This window comes from Streptomyces phaeolivaceus (assembly GCF_009184865.1).
Lineage (GTDB): Bacteria > Actinomycetota > Actinomycetes > Streptomycetales > Streptomycetaceae > Streptomyces > Streptomyces phaeolivaceus.
On the sequence record NZ_CP045096.1, the window covers coordinates 3,717,875 to 3,732,879 of the forward strand.

A 15,005-nucleotide genomic window follows, 5' to 3' on the forward strand; every position below is an offset into this window, starting at 1 on the left:
GAGTGAGACCGCGCCCTTCGGCGGGGGGTCAGGCCGACTGCCGGACGACCAGTCGCGTGGGGGTGACCACGGAGGACAGGGGGTGTCCCGCCCCCTGCGCCCCGCCGCCCGCGGGGTCCTCCGTACTGCTGAACAGCAGCCGGGCCATCAGCCGCCCCATGCCCTCGATGTCCTGGTGGACGGTGGTCAGCGGCGGGTCGGTGTGCCCGGCGATGGGCGCGAGGTCGTCGAAGCCCACGACGGCCACGTCCTCGGGCACCCGGCGCCCGCGTTCGCGCAGCACCTGGAGCGCGCCGGAGGCCATCAGGTCGGAGGCGACGAAGACGGCGTCCAGGTCGGGGCGGCGGTCGAGGAGCGCGGCCATGGCGTCGGCGCCGCCCTGCCGGGTGTAGTCGGAGTGTTCGACGAGGAGCGGCGAGGCGCCGGGGAGGACGTCCCGGTAGCCGTCCAGACGGTCCAGGGCCGAGGCCTCCTGACCGACCGGGCCGGTGATCGTCGCGACACGTTCCCGGCCCAGGGAGACCAGATGGCGGACAGCAACGCGGGCGCCGCCCCGGTTGTCGGCGTCGACGTAGACCCGGTCGTGCGCGGGCTCGCCCTCGCGGACCAGGGGCCGGCCGCCGAAGACGGCGGGCAGGCCGAGGCGGTCGATCATGCCGGGCAGCGGGTCGTCGGCGCGCAGCGAGAACAGGAGGGCGCCGTCGACATGGCCGCCGCCCAGGAAGTCGCCGACGCGCGGGTACTCCTCGGGCTCCTCCAGGAAGAGCAGGACGGGCTGCGCCCCGTGGGCGACGAGTTCCTTGCGGATGCCCCGGAGGTGGAGGTCGAAGAAGGGGTCGATGAAGAGCCGGTTCTGCGGCTGGCTCGCGACGACGGCGATGGCGTTGTTGCGGCGGGTGACCAGCTGGCGGGCGGCGGAGTTCGGTACATAGCCCAGTTCGGCGATGACCTCCCGGACCCGTTCGACGACCGCCGCGCGGACCTTGTCCTCGCCGTTGATCACCCGTGACACGGTGGACTTGGACACGCCCGAGCCACGTGCGACGTCGTCCAGGGTGGGGCGCCGACCGGGCAGTCGTCGCGTCTGTTGAGTCAACACCGTCTCCGTCGCGGGCAGTTGTGTGCGTGCGCGTGCGTACGGACACCGTAACCCTCGAAAACCTGCGAAGGCCGCCCGCCGCCGTCGGGTCAGTACGCGTCGACGATCCGCACCTCCTCCTCGGTCACCTCGCCCTCGACGATCCGGAAAGAGCGGAACTGGAACTCGCCGAGGCCGTCGGTGTCGGCGGTGGAGACGAGGACGTAGTGCGCGCCGGGCTCGTTGGCGTACGAGATGTCGGTGCGGGAGGGGTGGGCCTCGGTGGCGGTGTGGGAGTGGTAGACGACCACCGGCTCCTCGTCGCGGTCGTCCATCTCGCGGTAGAGCTTGAGCAGATCTCCCGAGTCGAACTCGTAGAACGTGGGCGACATGGCCGCGTTCAGCATCGGGATGAAACGTTCCGGCCGGTCCGAACCCTCCGGCCCCGCGATGACGCCGCACGCCTCGTCGGGGTGGTCCTTGCGGGCGTGGGCCACGATCTGGTCGACGAGTGACTGGGTGATGGTCAGCATGCTCGCCAGGATAAGCAGAGGGGCCGCCCCGTACCGAGGCGTGGTACGGGACGGCCCACATGTTGGGCAGACGCGCCTGTCGGCGGACCTCAGCCGATCTTCTCGAACTCCGGCTCGCGGCGGTCCGTGACCCCCGGGCCGCGGGTCTTCAGCACGGCCCAGCCGATACCGAGGGCCGCCGCCCAGCCGGCCATGACGTAGAGGCTGACGCGGGCCTCGTGGTCGTAGGCGATGAGGCAGGTGACGAAGAGCAGGAAGACGATGGCGATCCAGCTGCCGACCGCGCCGCCGGGGGCCGGGAAGGAGGAGGCGGGCAGTCGGCCCGCGTCGACCGCGCGGCGGTAGCGGACATGGCTGACCAGGATCATCAGCCAGGTCCAGATGCCCGCCCCGGTGGCCACGGAGACGACGTACTCGAAGGCCTTCTCGGGGACGAGGTAGTTCAGGATCACGCCGATGCCCATGAAGAGCACGGAGACGGTGATCGCGAACGCGGGCGTCCTGGTGGCGGACAGCCTGTTGAAGGCCTTGGGGGCCTCGCCGCTGTCGGCGAGGGTGCGCAGCATGCGGCCCGTGGAGTACATGCCGGAGTTGCAGGAGGACAGGGCCGCGGTCAGGACCACGAAGTTGACGATCGCGGCGCCCGCCGGGATGCCGATCTTCGCGAAGGCCGCCACGAACGGGCTGACGCCGGGCGCGAACTCGGTCCACTTCACCACGCACAGGATGACGGTGAGGGCACCGACGTAGAAGAGCGCGATGCGCCAGGGCAGGGTGTTGATCGCCTTGGGGAGGGTCTTCTCCGGGTTCTCGGACTCACCGGCGGTGACGCCGACCAGTTCGACGGCGAGGTAGGCGAACATCACGCCCTGGAGGGTCATCAGGGAGGAGCCGATGCCCTTGGGGAAGAAGCCGTCGTGGGCCCAGAGGTTGGAGACCGAGGCCGTGTCGCCGGCGGCGCTGAAGCCGAAGGTGAGGACACCGAGGCCGATCACGATCATGCCGATGATCGCGGTGACCTTGATCATCGAGAACCAGAACTCGATCTCGCCGAACAGCTTCACCGAGATCAGGTTGGCCACGAACAGGATGACCAGGAAGACCAGGGCCGAGACCCACCGCGGGATCTCCGGGAACCAGTAGTTGATGTAGATCGCGGCTGCGGTCAGCTCCGCCATTCCGGTGACGACCCAGAGCAGCCAGTACGTCCAGCCGGTGAAATAGCCGAAGAACGGGCCGAGGAACTCACGGGAGTACTCCGCGAAGGAGCCCGAGACGGGGCGGTAGAGCAGCAGCTCGCCGAGCGCCCGCATGATGAAGAAGATGATCACGCCGGCGATGGCGTACATCAGGATGAGGCTGGGGCCCGCCTTGGCGATGTTCGCCCCGGCGTTGAGGAAGAGACCGACGCCGATGGCGCCGCCGATCGCGATCATCTGGACCTGGCGGCTGCCGAGCCCGCGCTCGTACCCCTCTTCGGGTGCGTCGCCATGGGCGGCCGTGTCGCCGCGTACGGCCTCGTCGCCGTTCTCGTCGACCTGAGCGGAGGTCATGTGTGGTGTGCCTTTCGCCGATCCCCCCGGATGTGCTGGCAGTCCAGGAGATCTATCACGGCCGCACCCCTGATCCCCCGACCGCTCCGTGGCGCACGACACAGGGAGAACCGGACGAAGAGCGCCCGCGAGGGCATCCCTCGCGGGCGGGGTGACGCGATCGTTGTTCGGATTCGAGTGTCCTCTGAGCGAACATCCGGCGAACCCCGGACGGCTCCCTCAGCGCATCAGCGTCGTGACGAGCGAGTCCTGCAGACCGCCCAGCCACAGGTACGCCATCACCATCGGCTTGCGCGGGTCCTCGTCCGGGAGGCGGTAGAGGAGGTCGGTGTCCTCCTCGTCGACGACGTCGAGCCGGGAGCCGATGGCGAGCCGCAGATCGTTGAGGCAGCCGAGCCACTGCCGGGAGTCCTCCGCCGACAGCTTCAGCACGGCCCCGCCCTCACCGGTCGCGGCCAGCGCGTCCAGGGAGTGGATCACCGCGAGCGCCTTCTCGCGCTTGCCGGCCCGCAGATCGTTCTCGGTGAAGCGGCGGAACTCCGAGGAGTACGCCCGCTGCTCCTCCGCCTCCCGGGCCGTCGGGGTGCCCTCGGGATCGCTGTAGGCGTCCGGGAACAGCCGCAGCAGGACGGGGTCCTTGGGCGGCTCGCTCGGGCCCTCGGCGAAGAGTTCGGCGAGCGGGTCGTCACCGGCGTCCTCGGCGGGCCCCGGGCCGATCAGCTCCAGGAGCTGTACCGCCAGCGAGCGGATGATGGAGATCTCGACCTCGTCGAGCGCGACGGCCGCGCCGCCGCCGGGGAGCGCTTCGAATTGTCCTGGCATCAGGTGCGTCGCTACTTCCGGTCCTGCTGGAGGGTGGCCCACAGACCGTAGCCGTGCATGGCCTGTACGTCGCGTTCCATCTCCTCGCGTGATCCGCTGGAGACGACCGCGCGGCCCTTGTGGTGGACGTCGAGCATCAGCTTGGTGGCCTTGTCCTTCGAGTACCCGAAGTACGCCTGGAACACATACGTCACGTAGCTCATCAGGTTCACCGGGTCGTTGTGGACGATCGTGACCCACGGAACGTCCGGTTCGGGTACGGCGAAGGTCTCCTCCGCCGACTCGGTCTTCTCGATCTCCATGGGTACGGCTGCCGTCACACCGCCCATGCTGCCACCACAGGGGGGTGCCCGCACAAATGCGGGCCCGTGACCAGGGCCGACGAGAAACGTTCCGGCGAAGATCCTCCAGAAATCGTCAGACTGACGAAATGGGAGTACGATCCCTTGCCATGAACACAGCGGACCTTGGTTTGCCGGTCGACGTCCCCTCGACCGCGCTCTTCACGGACCACTACGAACTCACGATGCTGCAGGCCGCGTTGAAAGCGGGTACGGCCGAGCGGCGTTCGGTGTTCGAGGTCTTCACACGGCGGCTGCCGGAGGGACGGAGGTACGGCGTGGTGGCCGGCACCGGACGGGTGCTGGACGCGGTCGAGAACTGCCGTTTCGACCCGGCCGTCCTCGGCTTCCTGCGCGAGCGCTCCATCGTCGACGCTCAGACCCTCGACTGGCTCGCCGGCTACCGCTTCGGCGGGGACGTGTGGGGCTACCAGGAGGGCGAGGTGTACTTCCCGGGCTCGCCGATCATGCGGGTCGAGGGCACCTTCGCCGAGTGCGTGCTCCTGGAGACCGTGATCCTCTCCATCCTCAACCACGACTCGGCGATCGCCGCCGCCGCCTCCCGGATGTCCAGCGCCGCCGGAGGGCGCCCGCTGATCGAGATGGGCGCCCGGCGCACACACGAGCTGGCCGCCGTGGCCGCCTCGCGCGCCGCGTATCTCGGCGGCTTCACCTCCACCTCGGACCTGGCCGCCGGCTTCCGCTACGGCATCCCGACGGTCGGCACCAGCGCCCACGCCTTCACCCTGCTGCACGACCGCGAGCGGGACGCCTTCCAGGCCCAGGTGGACTCCCTCGGCCGGAACACCACGCTGCTCGTGGACACCTACGACGTCGCCGAGGCCGTACGGGCCGCCGTGGAGATCGCCGGGCCCGAGCTGGGCGCCGTGCGCATCGACTCCGGTGATCTGCTCCTCGTCGCCCACCGGGTGCGGCAGCAGCTGGACGAGCTGGGCGCGAGGGACACCCGGATCATCGTCACCTCGGACCTCGACGAATACGCCATCGCCTCGCTCGCGGCGGCGCCGGTGGACGCGTACGGCGTCGGTACGCAGCTGGTGACCGGGTCCGGGCACCCCACCTGCTCGATGGTCTACAAGCTCGTCGCCCGAGCGGAGTCGGCGGACCCCACGGACCCGCTGGTGGCCGTGGCGAAGAGGTCCAGCGGCGGGAAGACGTCCGTGGGAGGCCGCAAGTGGGCGGCCCGGCGGCTGGACGACCACGGCGTGGCGGAGGCCGAGGTGATCGGCACCGGGCCGGTGCCCGACGACCTCCAGGACCGTCAGCTCCTCGTCCCGCTGATCGAGGACGGCCGGGTGCTCTTCCGCGAGCCCCTGGACGTCGTGCGCGAACGGCATGTGGCCGCGCGGGCGAACCTGCCGCTGTCGGCGACGCAGCTGTCGCGCGGCGAGGCGGTCATTCCGACGGAATACGTCTGAGCGGCGCGGGACGGCGGGCGGGGGCACGCTGGGGGTGGGGCACGCCGGGGGCGGGCCGGAGCGAATGTGTCCGGCGCGCTCTCCCGCGAGCCCCCGAGCGCCCGCGTGGTGGGCCTGTGCTCCGGTCCGCGCATCGGGCGAGCGCCGGATGCCCCCTCCCGAACAGCCCTCGAAGTCTCTAGGCTCGGAAGTTCGCAGTTTCGAAGTCCCGGCCGATTCCTTACGCCCATCCATCCACACCCGAGAACCGAAGAGTCGAAGGACACCGACACCATGCGCCGCGCCTTGATCGTCGTCGACGTGCAGAACGACTTCTGCGAGGGGGGCAGCCTCGCGGTGGCCGGCGGTGCCGATGTGGCCGCCGCCATCACCGAGCTGATCGGCCAGGCGGCCGGTCCCGGCTACCGGCACGTCGTGGCCACCCGTGACCACCACATCGCGCCCGGCGGCCACTTCTCCGACAACCCGGACTACGTCCACTCCTGGCCGGCCCACTGTGTCGCCGGTACGGAGGGCGTGGGCTTCCACCCGAACTTCGCCCCCGTGATCGCCTCCGGGGCGGTCGACGCCGTCTTCGACAAGGGGGCGTACTCCGCGGCCTACAGCGGTTTCGAGGGCGCCGACGAGAACGGCGTCTCCCTCGCGGACTGGCTCCGCGCCCGCGACATCACCGAGATCGACGTCGTCGGCATCGCCACGGACCACTGCGTACGGGCCACCGCCCTGGACGCGGCCCGCGAGGGCTTCCGCACCCAGGTCCTCCTGGACCTGACCGCGGGCGTCGCCGAGGAGACCACGGACCGGGCCCTGGAAGAACTGCGGAACGCGGGCGTGGAACTCTCGGGCAAGCCGGTGGTGTGAGCGGTCTCACACCCGCACCGTGGGCCTCCTCAGCAGCGCTCTGATCGGGTGCCAGAGTTCGGGGGTCGTGGAGGCCGGGCTCACCGGGGAGGTGCGCCATATGAGGCCGTCGGGGTGGTGCAGGACGGCGGTGATCTCGTCCGGCGTCGGGGGCGCCGCGTTGCCGCGGAGGTAGATCGCCCGCATGCCCAGGTTGCGCAGCCGGGTGAGGGCGCGGGCCCGGTTCGCGGCGAGGACGAGGACCCGTACGGACCCGTCCCCCGGCACGGCCCCGGCGGGCACCCCCGCCATGACTCCGGGCCGGGCGCCGGACACCACGCCCGGCACCGCCCCGGACACCGCTCCGGGTGCCACCGGCGCCCCGGTCGCCGCCCCGGGCAGCGCTCGCCCCGCCGTCGCCCCCGGCAGGTTCAGGGCGACGACGACATTGCCGTCCGGCAGTCTGCAGAAACCTCCTGCGGCCATGCAGGTCACACCCCCGTGCGTGTCAGTGTCAATAAGAAGGCCACACCCCGCACCTAAACACGTCCGGCCGCGACCCGCCAAGGGGGTCACGGCCGGACATGCTCTGACCTGCGAAAATACCGTTTACTTCACTGCGGGACCGACCTTGACCGTGATCGTCGAGCCGTCCTCGGCCTCCTTGACGATGTCGATCTTGGTGTTGGTGTCAGTGATCTTGACACCGGCCAGCGGGGTCGCCGTGTCGTAGTAGGTGTTGGTCCGGTCGTTGAACGTGGACACACCCTTCGACGACGGGATCGTGGTCGGCGCGTCCGCCTTGTGCAGCTTCAGACCGTCCGTGCGGTAGAGGCTGAACGGCGAGTCGTAGGACTGGATCCGGCTGCGCATCACCGTGCCGTCGGCCCAGCGCAGCGCCGCCGGGTGCGAGTCGACCGGCAGGACGAGGCCCGTGCCCGGGTGGACGCTGGTGTTGTTGTCCGCCTGCGAGGTGTCCCACTTCCAGATCAACAGACCGTTCTGGTACGGGAAGTGCTCCACCCAGGACGGACGCGTGGTCGAGAAGCCGAAGTTGTACGGGCCGACCTTCAGCGTCTTGTCGTACGACACGTACTGACGGTTCTCGGCGATGTAGTACTGCGCGTAGTCGTCCGTGATCGAGGCGCCCACACGGGAGAAGCCCTTGGCGGTCCAGGCCGCGTCCGCGCTCTCCGCGTCGTCCGAGAAGACGGCGGAACCGTCGGCGGTCACGGTGATGGAGTCGGCCGTGAAGCCCTGGGGGGCCACGCCGCCGTCCGTCGCGTAACGGAAGCGGAGGTCGAACTTCTGGCCGACGTAGGCGTCCAGGGAGTACGACAGCTTCTTGTGCTCGGCGGAGGAACCGGTGAGCGCGGGCTTGCCGCTGGCGTCGCGCGGGATCGCCGCGCCGTCCACCGTGCCGTCGATCGTGGTCCAGTTGGCGCCGCCGTCGGTCGACACCTCGGTGTAGAGGTAGTCGTACTCGGCCTCGATGTCGTACCAGCCGTCGAGGGTCAGCGCCGCCGAGGACCTGCCCGTGAGGTCCACGGAACGGGTCAGCGTGTTGGAGAGGTTGTCACCGCTGCCGCTCCACCACTGGGTCGCCCCCTGCGCCGGCTCGACGATCTCGGTGGTGACCTCCTTCTTCGGAAGCTCCACCACCAGGGCCTGCTTGTCCTTGGTGTTGTACTCCGCGACACCCAGCTTGTGCCGCGACTTGGTCGCGGCCCTCGCCGTGTCGTAGTCGAGCCAGCCCAGCTGCAGCTTGTCCCAGGCGGTCATGTCGCCGGGCAGGTCGCCGATGGCCTCCTTGCCGGTGCCGAGCCAGGAACCGGAGGACATCAGGGTCCAGAAGCCGGTGGAGTTGTCGCCGCCCTGGGTGTCGTAGTGGTCCGGCAGACCGAGGTCGTGGCCGTACTCGTGGGCGAAGACACCGAGTCCGCCGTTCTCCGGCTGGATGGTGTAGTCGCCGACCCAGATGCCGGTGTCACCGATCTTGGCGCCGCCGAGCTTGTTGCCGTCGGGGCCGGTCACGCCCGCGTTGGTGCCGAACGCGTACCAGCGGTGCGCCCAGATGGCGTCCTCGCCCTGCGCTCCGCCGCCCGCGGACTCGTCCTCACCGGCGTGCACGATCTGGAAGTGGTCGATGTAGCCGTCGGACTCGTTGAAGTCGCCGTCGCCGTCGAAGTCGTAGCGGTCCCACTGGTCGAACTCGGCGACGTCCGCCTTGATCTCCGCGTCGGTGCGCCCCGCTGCCTTCTGCTGGGCGACCCAGGACGTCAGACCGTCGCTGACCACGTTCCACACGCTGGAGCAGGTGGACTGGCCACAGGCGTTGTTGCCGTAGCGGGCCTCGTTGTAGGGGACCTTGACCCAGTCGGAGACCTCGCCCTCGATCGAGTAGCGGCCCGAGGACTGCTTCTCGTAGTACTTCTTCATCGACTCGGTGTTCTTGCCCGTGCCGAAGTAGAGGTCCTGGAAGTGCGCCTGGTCGTAGTCCGCCTGCCACGCCGTGGAGTTGTCCTGGGCGCGGTCCGGCTCGGCTATCTCGTTGTGCGCCGGGCCGACGGTGCCGCCGTAGCGGCTGTCGATCTGGTCGCCGAACTCGACGAGGACCGTGAAGATCTTGTCGGTCTTCTCGCGGCCCAGCTCGACGTACTTGCTCTTGCCCTTCTTGCTCTCCAGCCGCACGACCTGCGAGCCGTCACGGTCCTTGACCGTGGCGTCGCCGGATATGACCTGCTGCAGGGCCTCCTCGCGCTGGGCCTCCTGAGTTTTGCTCAGGGGCCCTTCGAGGTCGTGGTCGTCGGCGTGCTGGTGGTCCGCCGGGTCCTGCCGGTCCACGGCCGCCGGCGCGGTGTCCGCCGCCTGCGCCACCGTGAGGGCCGACATGGTCGCCGCCGCCGTGGCGACCGCGACGCCGATTGCCGCCGCTCTGAACGTCCAGGGTCTACTGGTCACTTGAGGTCCTCCCCCGCGTCCGTTCGCGCGGAAGGGGATGGCCCCGGGATGTGGAGGGTTCCGCGCGCGGTATACGCGTGTAGTCAAGTGACGCCATTCGACCGGAGTTTCGAAATAAAAAACAGATCTTGACATGGGCAGGTCAAGTCCGTTATCGGCGGCCGACCGGCGTCCAGAGGAAGCGCTTGTTCGTTACCCGGACGTTATGCGCGGCCCCCCATGACTCCGTGCGCCCCCTGTGCACCCGGCACCGTGTGTCAGGTCACGCTTACCCGTCGTTCCACTCGGGCACCCTGGCGAATAGAGTCGATTGGCGGAACGCCGGAGGTCGGCAGAAGCCAAGCCGACTGCAGTGCTTCACCTTTGATTCCCACCCGAGGACACGATTGCCATGCCTCGTCCGACGACCGCACAGCTCGCCTACGGCTCCTGCACCGTGATCTTGTCGACCCTCGCCATGCTGCTGCTGTCACAGACGAGTTCCGGCGCGGGCATCGCTGTGATCGCGCTGGCCGCCCTGGCACTTGGCCTGCTCGTCGCCCTGACCGTGCCGCTGCCCAAGCCCGCGCCCGGCGCCGCCGCGCGCCGCGCCCGTGCGTCCGCCGCCGCCCCGGCTCCGGCCCCGGCGACCGTGGAGTCCGAGGCGGTACGACAGCCCGTGCACGAGCCGACGGGTTCCTGAACCGGCACTCGGTGACAGCTTGCTGAAACGCTTCGGCGGGCCCGTGGACCATCGATCCCGGACCCGCCGTCGTCGTGCGGGCGCAGCCGCTCAACCGGCGCTGACCACCACCGTCTTGGCCGCCTTGTCGTGCAGACCCTGCTTGTACGGCTTGTCGAAGAAGCTCCAGCCGCCCGCGATCGCCGTCCAGATGCAGGCGCAGCAGAAGGCGAAGGGGATCCACAGCACGGCCGCGCGGATCAGCGCGGTCTGCACGGAGGGCGTGGAGCCGTCGTTGAGGTTCGCCACCCGCAGCTTGAACAGCCGCTTGCCGAGGGTCTGTCCGTTCTTGACGGTGAAGTACGTGTCGTAGGCGATGTAGAGGACCGCCGCGAGCGTCTCCTGCGCCAGGGACTTGCCGAACGCGAAGTCGTCCGAGTCCACCGAGTACTGGCTGATCCGGAACGCCCACGCCAGCAGCCCCACCACGATCCCCACCAGGATCATGTCGAGGATCCGCGCGAGCACCCGCTTCCCGCTGTCGGCGAGCGGCGGCATGCCCGAGAGCGGGTCGTTGGGGTACTGCCCACCGCCGTAGGGGTCACCGCCGTAGGGCCCCCCGCCGTAGGGAGGCGGCTGGCTGCCGTACGGCGGCTGCGAGCCGCCCCCGTGCGGCGGCGGCTGCTGGGGCGGCGGGTCGTACGGGGAGCCGCCGCCCTGGGGCGGTGGGGGCGGCTGCTTCCTGAACTGGTCGTCGTCCGGGGACTGACCGGAGCCGAAGGGCGGCGGTTCGGTACTCATGGCCCGAGTCGACCCCGAACCCCCCGGATCCGCATCCGGCACGGGGCCGTACGGGGTACGCCCCCGTGCCCGCGCCCGTACCGCTAATCGCCGGCCACGAACGTGCGGGCCGCCTTGTCGTGCCAGCACTGGCGCCACGGCCTGTCCCACACGCACCACAGGACGCCGATCACCCCGATGCCGAGCAGCCCGGAGACGGTGTGGACCAGCCAGCGGCGCAGGGAGCCCCCGAACGACGGGGGTTCGAGGCCCTCGATGTCCCGGACCTCGATGCCCAGCAGCCGCTTGCCCAGGGTGCGGCCCCACTTGGCGGTGGGCAGCACCTCGTAGAGGGCGCTCACCAGGAACAGGACGCCCAGGATGATGCCGAAGTAGACGGAGGTCGTGCCGTCGATCAGCCAGACGGTGACCTTCTCGCCGGAGAGCCTGGCCGTGTCGATCTTCTGGTCGATGTGGTCCATCGCCTTGGTGCCGAACGGCACGGCGGCCACGGCCGTGACGGCGCCGACGAGCAGGCTGTCCACGAGCCGGGCGGCCAGCCGTCTGCCGAGCCCGGCGGGTCTGGCCTCCGACTGCCGTCGCGCCGCCGCCTGGAAGGGGTCCTCCACCACCGGCTTCCACGGCGCGACGGGCGGCTGCTCCCCCTCGCCCCCGGCCAGCCGGTGCACCTGCTGCGCCCAGGAGGGCTGCCCGCCGCCGGAGCCGACGGCCATGGGGGGCTCGGCCGACTGCCGGGCGGCGGCCTGCGGGGGCACACCAGGCGCGGGCCGCGGAAGCTGCGGGGCGGGCGCGACCGGTGGGGTCTGCGGGGCCTGCTGCGGGAAGGCGCCGCCGAACTGGGGCTGCTGCGACTCGGGTTGGCGCGGCGCCGGGGCCACGGGCGCGGCCGGGGCGATCGCCGCCGGGGCCGCCGGGGCGGGGCTGCCCGACTGCGGGCCCTGCTGCGGAGCCGGCGCGCCCTGGGCGGTCCCCGGCCCCTGCTGGGGTCCGGACGGTGGCGTCGTGGGCGCGGCGGAGTGCGGGGCGAGGCCCAGGGCCTGTTGGGCGGCCACCTGGGCGGGGGTCAGCGGCGAGCCGAAGGGGGCGGGGGACGCGGGCGCGCCCCCGTCCTGCCGGCCCGCGCGCGAGGAGGGCGGGCCGAAGGTCAGGGTGCCCTCCGACCGCGCGGACTCCCCGCTCTCGGCGGGGCCCCCGGAGGTGTCGGGGCGCCGGAAGACCACCGTGCCCGGCGGGGACCCGGCCTCGTCGTCGGCGTCCGCCGGCGGGATCGTCGCCGTACCGTCCGTGCTCGCCGTGGGCCCGGAGTCGGCGGAAGCGGCGGAGTCGGCGGGCGGGCCGGTGTCGGCGCCGCCCGAGAGGGAGAGGCGGGGGTCCACGCCGCCGGACGATCCCCAGGAGACCCGGCGGTCCTTGTCGCCGCCGAACCCGGTCTGCCGGGAGCGGTCGGCGCCCCAGGCGGAGGCGGGCTCGGGGCGGATGCCGTGCAGGGGCTTGTCGGCGGCCGGGCGGCCCGGCTCTCCGTCGGTCGCGGGGTCCTCGTCGAAGAAGTGCGGGCCCGTCTCCTCCACGGCACCGGACGGGCCGGAGCCGGGCGGCGGGGCGAGCGGCTCTCCGTCCGAGGGAGCCGGACGGCTCGTACCCGGCACCCAGGCCGCGCCGTTCCAGTACCGGACATATCCAGGAATGGACGGGTCCGGGTAATACCCTTCGCGGGGCCTGTCGTCGCCGGGGGCCGGGGTTGGGGCGCTCATGTCCGTCGTCCCGTATCTGCTCGTGGGTTTGGTGGAGGCATCCAGATCTACCAGACGCCGGCACGGTCCATGACCGCTGCCTCCGGACCCGCCCCATTCACGCACGAATCTGCTACGGGCGAGCGGGCCGCGAGGGCACCGGAAGACGGTCGGTGGAAGGCGGTCGGTGGTCGGTGGAAGGCGGGTCGGTGGACTCTTCGGAAAAAAGTTTCGCGAACCCGCGTAATGGTTCGGGGCCCCGGCCTCTCTCACTCGTACGGGCCCGCCCACAGGGACCCCGCCACGAGAGAGGAACGATCACCATGCGGCACACCGTCGTGGAGCGCGAACTGGAGCTCAGGCTCGTCCTGTCGCCCGAGCGCAGCATCGCCGTACCGGCCAAGCTCGGCTTCCGCAGCGACGACCCGTACGCCGTGCACATCACCTTCCACATCAACTCCGACCGTCCGGTGCACTGGACGTTCGCGCGGGAACTGCTGGTGGAGGGGGTGTTCCGGCCGTGCGGGCACGGGGACGTGCGGGTGTGGCCGACGAAGGTGTCGGGCCGCAGCGTGGTGCTGATGGCGCTCAGCTCACCGGACGGGGACGCCCTGCTGGAGGCGCCGGCCGCCGCCGTGTCGGCCTGGCTGGAGCGGACCCTGCGGGTGGTGCCGCCGGGTGCGGAGTTCGACATGCTGCGCATCGACGACGGCCTGGCCGAACTCCTCGCCCAGTGAGGCCGGTACGCGGACCGGGCCCGGGGAGTCAGAAGAGCTTGCCCGGGTTGAGGATGCCCAGCGGGTCGAAGACGGACTTCACCGCCCGCTGCATCTCCAGCCCCACCGGGCCCAGTTCCCGCGCCAGCCACTCCTTCTTGAGGATGCCCACACCGTGCTCGCCGGTGATCGTGCCGCCGAGTTCCAGGCCGAGCGCCATGATCTCGTCGAAGGACTCGCGGGCGCGCCGGGACTCGTCGGGGTCGGCCGCGTCGAAGCAGACGGTGGGGTGGGTGTTGCCGTCGCCTGCGTGGGCGCAGACCCCGATGGTCAGGTCGTACTTCTCGGCGACGCGCTCCACGCCCTCGATCAGCTCGCCGAGCTTCGAGCGCGGCACGCACACGTCGTCGATCATCGTGGTGCCCTTGACCGCCTCCAGCGCCGTGAGCGACATCCGCCGGGCCTGGAGCAGCAGTTCGGACTCGGCCGCGTCGTCCGCCGGGACGACCTGGGTGGCGCCCGCGGCCTCGCACAGTTCCCCCACCGCGGCGAGGTCGGCGGCCGGGTCCGGGGTGTCGAAGGCGGCGAGCAGCAGCGCCTCGGTCGTCTCCGGCAGGCCCATGTGCGCCAGGTCGTTGACGGCCTTCACGGTCGTACGGTCCATGAGTTCGAGCAGTGAGGGGACGTGCCCGCCGGCCATGATCCGGCACACCGCGTCGCACGCGGCGGCGGCCGACGCGAACTCCGCCGCCAGCACCAGCTGCTGGGGCGGCTGCGGCTTGAGGGCGAGGGTCGCCCCGACGACGATGCCGAGCGAGCCCTCCGAGCCGACGAAGAGCCGGGTGAGGTCGTAGCCCGCGACACCCTTCGCGGTGCGCCTGCCGGTGGACATCAGCCGCCCGTCGGCGAGCACGACGTCGAGCCCGAGGACGTACTCGGCGGTCACCCCGTACTTCACACAGCACAGCCCGCCGGAGGCCGTGCCGATGTTGCCGCCGATGGTGCACATCTCCCAGCTGGAGGGGTCGGGAGGGTAGTACAGGCCGTGTTCGTTCACCGCGCGGGAGAGCGTCGCGTTGACGACGCCCGGTTCGACGACGGCGATCCGGTCGACGGGGTTGATCTCCAGGATCCGGTCCATCTTCGTCAGGGACAGCACGACGCAGCCCTCGGAGGCGTTGGCGCCCCCGGACAGACCCGTGCGGGCGCCCTGCGGGACCACCGGGACGCGCAGTTCCGTGGCGACACGCATGACGTGCCGCACCTGGTCGACGGTCCGGGGCAGGACGACGACCGCCGGGACACCCGCCTCGCAGAAGCTCGCCATGTCGTTGGCGTACGAGGTCGTCACGTCCGGATCGACGAGGACCGCCTCCGCCGGCAGGCCGCTCAGCAGACGGTCGACGAGGTTGCCGGTCGTCTCGTCACTCGGGGCTTGGACACGGCTCATGATCCAAGCTTCACACTCGCGGCCATCGGTGTGAACCCGTCGGCGCGAGCGTTCGGGTGCGGGATGTGGTCGTCGTACTG

General features: G+C 70.8%; 14 protein-coding genes. 4 read left to right on the forward strand and 10 right to left on the reverse strand.

The window, feature by feature from the left end:
• Window positions 1-28 precede the first annotated feature (28 nt).
• The 5 genes from F9278_RS17460 to clpS form a co-directional block, all read right to left on the reverse strand.
• Window positions 29-1,096, reverse strand: coding sequence for a LacI family DNA-binding transcriptional regulator (locus F9278_RS17460; protein ID WP_152169193.1), 1,068 nt, complete (start codon window positions 1,094-1,096; stop codon window positions 29-31).
• Between the two features lie 92 nt (window positions 1,097-1,188).
• Entirely contained in the window at window positions 1,189-1,611 is a 423-nt protein-coding gene (locus tag F9278_RS17465) for a Mov34/MPN/PAD-1 family protein (RefSeq protein ID WP_152169194.1), read from the reverse strand.
• A gap of 89 nt (window positions 1,612-1,700) precedes the next feature.
• Window positions 1,701-3,164, reverse strand: a complete 1,464-nt coding sequence (locus F9278_RS17470; RefSeq protein WP_152169196.1) for an amino acid permease — start codon at window positions 3,162-3,164, stop codon at window positions 1,701-1,703.
• Between the two features lie 219 nt (window positions 3,165-3,383).
• Window positions 3,384-3,986: a DUF2017 domain-containing protein gene (locus F9278_RS17475; RefSeq protein WP_152169197.1), complete on the reverse strand. Its 603-nt coding sequence runs from the start codon at window positions 3,984-3,986 to the stop codon at window positions 3,384-3,386.
• An 11-nt stretch (window positions 3,987-3,997) separates the two neighbouring features.
• The gene (gene clpS, locus F9278_RS17480; protein ID WP_152169198.1) at window positions 3,998-4,315 is read right to left on the reverse strand and encodes an ATP-dependent Clp protease adapter ClpS; all 318 of its coding nucleotides are present in this window, start codon (window positions 4,313-4,315) and stop codon (window positions 3,998-4,000) included.
• A 122-nt stretch (window positions 4,316-4,437) separates the two neighbouring features.
• Here clpS and F9278_RS17485 point away from each other — a divergent pair, with 122 nt between their 5' ends.
• Together F9278_RS17485 and F9278_RS17490 are read left to right on the forward strand one after the other, a co-directional pair.
• Window positions 4,438-5,766: a nicotinate phosphoribosyltransferase gene (locus F9278_RS17485; protein WP_152169200.1), complete on the forward strand. Its 1,329-nt coding sequence runs from the start codon at window positions 4,438-4,440 to the stop codon at window positions 5,764-5,766.
• A 273-nt stretch (window positions 5,767-6,039) separates the two neighbouring features.
• Complete coding sequence (locus F9278_RS17490) at window positions 6,040-6,627, forward strand: isochorismatase family protein (RefSeq protein ID WP_152169202.1); 588 nt, start codon at window positions 6,040-6,042, stop codon at window positions 6,625-6,627.
• Between the two features lie 6 nt (window positions 6,628-6,633).
• Here F9278_RS17490 and F9278_RS47140 read toward each other — a convergent pair whose 3' ends face one another.
• Window positions 6,634-6,918, reverse strand: a complete 285-nt coding sequence (locus F9278_RS47140) for a hypothetical protein (protein ID WP_226967302.1) — start codon at window positions 6,916-6,918, stop codon at window positions 6,634-6,636.
• A gap of 297 nt (window positions 6,919-7,215) precedes the next feature.
• Complete coding sequence (locus F9278_RS17500) at window positions 7,216-9,567, reverse strand: immune inhibitor A domain-containing protein (protein WP_193241533.1); 2,352 nt, start codon at window positions 9,565-9,567, stop codon at window positions 7,216-7,218.
• Window positions 9,568-9,958: 391 nt separating this feature from the next.
• On the opposite strand from F9278_RS17500, the gene F9278_RS17505 reads away from it, so the two are divergent.
• On the forward strand, window positions 9,959-10,249 hold the full coding sequence (locus F9278_RS17505; RefSeq protein ID WP_152169204.1) for a hypothetical protein: 291 nt from the start codon (window positions 9,959-9,961) through the stop codon (window positions 10,247-10,249).
• Window positions 10,250-10,339: 90 nt separating this feature from the next.
• Here F9278_RS17505 and F9278_RS17510 read toward each other — a convergent pair whose 3' ends face one another.
• Window positions 10,340-11,029: an RDD family protein gene (locus F9278_RS17510; RefSeq protein ID WP_152169205.1), complete on the reverse strand. Its 690-nt coding sequence runs from the start codon at window positions 11,027-11,029 to the stop codon at window positions 10,340-10,342.
• Window positions 11,030-11,112: 83 nt separating this feature from the next.
• Window positions 11,113-12,780 (reverse strand): RDD family protein, encoded by a 1,668-nt coding sequence (locus F9278_RS17515; protein WP_152169206.1) that lies wholly within the window; start codon window positions 12,778-12,780, stop codon window positions 11,113-11,115.
• Between the two features lie 302 nt (window positions 12,781-13,082).
• Between F9278_RS17515 and F9278_RS17520 the strand changes: the two genes are divergently transcribed.
• A complete protein-coding gene (locus F9278_RS17520; protein ID WP_152169208.1) occupies window positions 13,083-13,496 on the forward strand; it encodes an SsgA family sporulation/cell division regulator in 414 nt (137 codons plus the stop codon).
• A 28-nt stretch (window positions 13,497-13,524) separates the two neighbouring features.
• Here F9278_RS17520 and F9278_RS17525 read toward each other — a convergent pair whose 3' ends face one another.
• Complete coding sequence (locus F9278_RS17525; protein WP_152169209.1) at window positions 13,525-14,925, reverse strand: FAD-binding oxidoreductase; 1,401 nt, start codon at window positions 14,923-14,925, stop codon at window positions 13,525-13,527.
• Window positions 14,926-15,005 lie beyond the last annotated feature (80 nt).